The sequence below is a fragment of the Pseudomonas sp. NDM genome, assembly GCF_003105095.1.
In the GTDB taxonomy this organism is placed as follows: domain Bacteria; phylum Pseudomonadota; class Gammaproteobacteria; order Pseudomonadales; family Pseudomonadaceae; genus Aquipseudomonas; species Aquipseudomonas moraviensis_A.
This window is the reverse complement of the sequence record NZ_QETJ01000291.1, coordinates 1-2724: the sequence shown is the minus strand read 5'-3', so window position 1 is coordinate 2724 and position 2724 is coordinate 1. Positions and strand designations below refer to the sequence as shown.

Here is a 2724-nt window from a genome sequence, read left to right as displayed (position 1 = left end):
GTGTCAGTGACGCTGGTCACTGCTGGCGTGCTGCTCGGTACCAGGTTTTCGAAGCTGCCACCGGTGGCGGTTTTGATCGTGGCCTGCACCGAGCCGGCGTCTTTGTAGACGTCGTCGGACGGAGCTGGGACGGTCACATTGCCGGTGGTTTCGCCTGCTTTGATGGTGATGACCGCGCCGTTGCTCAGGGTCACGGTGACCGGCGAGCCCGCCGGGTTGGTGAGCGTGGCGGTGTAAGTGATCTGGCCACCTTCTGCTACCGAGCCAGTCGCCGACAGCGACAGGTTGGTGGTGTCGACGGTGTCGGTCACGGTGGTGCTGACCGGGGTTTTATCGGCAACGAGGTTTTCGAAGTTGCCGCCGGTCACGCCGGTAATCGAGTTGGTCAGCGGAGCTTGACCGGTCAGCGCATCGTTTGGAGCCACAGCGGTCACGGTGCCGGTGGTCTGGCCGACCGCGATGGTGATGCTCTGACCGTTGGCCAACGTCACGACGACAGGCGAACCGGTGACAGGTGCGCCGACGGTTGCGGTGTAGACGACGTTGCCGCCTTCGGCCGTTGCAGCGGTTGCGCTCAGTTTTACGGTGGTGGTGTCGATCGTGTCAGTGACGCTGGTCACTGCTGGCGTGCTGCTCGGTACCAGGTTTTCGAAGCTGCCACCGGTGGCGGTTTTGATCGTGGCCTGCACCGAGCCGGCGTCTTTGTAGACGTCGTCGGACGGAGCTGGGACGGTCACATTGCCGGTGGTTTCGCCTGCTTTGATGGTGATGACCGCGCCGTTGCTCAGGGTCACGGTGACCGGCGAGCCCGCCGGGTTGGTGAGCGTGGCGGTGTAAGTGATCTGGCCACCTTCTGCTACCGAGCCAGTCGCCGACAGCGACAGGTTGGTGGTGTCGACGGTGTCGGTCACGGTGGTGCTGACCGGAGTCTTGTCGGCCACCAGATTTTCGAAGTTGCCGCCGCTGACGTTGGTGATCGCATTAGTGATCGGCGCGTGGCCGGTCAGCGCATCGTTCGAAGCAACAGCGGTTGCAGTGCCGGTAGTTTGACCGACGCCGATGGTGATGGTCTGACCATTGGCAAGGGTCACGACCACAGGCGAACCGGTTACTGGCGCACCGACCGTGGCGGTGTAAGTCACGGTGCCGCCTTCAGCAACCGAGGTATCGGCGGTCAATTTGACCGTCGAAGTATCGATGGTGTCGGTGACTTGAGTGACGGCTGGCGTGGTGCTTGGAACCAGGTTCTCGAAGTTGCCACCGGTGGCGCTGGTGATCGTTGCCTGGACGGAGCCGGCGTCTTTGTAGACGTCATCGGACGGTGCCGGAACGGTCACATTGCCGCTGGTTTCACCAGCTTTGATGGTGATTACTGCGCCGTTCGACAAGGTCACGGTCACAGGCGAGCCTGCGGCGTTGGTCAGTGTCGCGGTGTAAGTGATCTGACCACCTTCTGCTACCGAGCCAGTCGCCGACAGCGACAGGTTGGTGGTGTCGACGGTGTCCGTCACGGTGGTGCTGACCGGAGTCTTGTCGGCCACCAGATTTTCGAAGTTGCCGCCGCTGACGTTGGTGATCGCATTAGTGATCGGCGCGTGGCCGGTCAGCGCATCGTTCGAAGCAACAGCGGTTGCAGTGCCAGTAGTCTGACCGACGCCGATGGTGATGGTCTGACCGTTGGCCAGAGTCACGACGACAGGCGCACCGGTAACTGGCGCACCGACTGTGGCGGTGTAAGTCACGGTGCCGCCTTCTGCTACAGAAGTGTCAGCGGTCAATTTGACCGTCGAAGTGTCGATGGTGTCGGTGACTTGAGTGACGGCTGGCGTGGTGCTTGGAACCAGGCTTTCGAAGTTGCCACCAGTGGCGCTGGTGATCGTTGCCTGCACAGAACCGGCGTCTTTGTAGACGTCATCGGACGGTGCCGGAACGGTCGCAGTGCCGGTGGTTTCGCCAGCCTTGATGGTGATCACGGCACCGTTCGACAGGGTCACGGTAACAGGCGAGCCTGCAGCGTTGGTCAGTGTCGCGGTGTACGTAATCTGACCGCCCTCAACCACAGAACCGGTCGCGCTCAGCGACAGATTGGTAGTGTCGGCAACGTCTGTGACGGAGGTCGAAACCGGGGTTTTGTCCGCCACCAGATTTTCGAAATTACCGCCGCTTACGCCAGTGATCGAGTTGGTCAGCGGAGCGTTGCCGGTCAGCGCATCGTTCGGTGCGGTAAAGGTCGCAATGCCGGAAGTCTGGCCTACAGCGATGGTGATGTTCTGACCATTCGCTAGGGTCACGACCACAGGCGAGCCAGTAACTGGAGCGCCAACTGTTGCGGTGTAAGTCACAGTGCCGCCTTCGGCCACCGAAGTATCAGCCGTCAGTTTGACGGTCGAGGTGTCGATGGTGTCGGTGACTTGAGTGATCGCTGGCGTAGTGCTCGGAACAAGGTTCTCGAAGTTGCCACCGGTGGCGCTGGTGATCGTTGCCTGCACGGAGCCGGCGTCTTTGTAGACGTCATCGGACGGTGCCGGAACGGTCGCAGTGCCGCTGGTTTCGCCTGCTTTGATGGTGATGACAGCGCCGTTCGACAAGGTCACGGTCACAGGCGAGCCTGCGGCGTTGGTCAAGGTCGCGGTGTACGTAATCTGACCGCCCTCAGCCACAGAACCGGTCGCGCTCAGCGACAGATTTGTAGTGTCGGCAACGTCTGTGACGGAAGTCGAAACC

At 61.5% G+C, this 2724-nt stretch carries 1 protein-coding gene; it reads right to left on the bottom strand.

Annotated features, from left to right (window positions below; genetic code table 11):
* The coding region (locus DCO47_RS26505) for an immunoglobulin-like domain-containing protein (RefSeq protein WP_371919906.1) at positions 1-2724 on the bottom strand (2724 nt) is incomplete at both ends.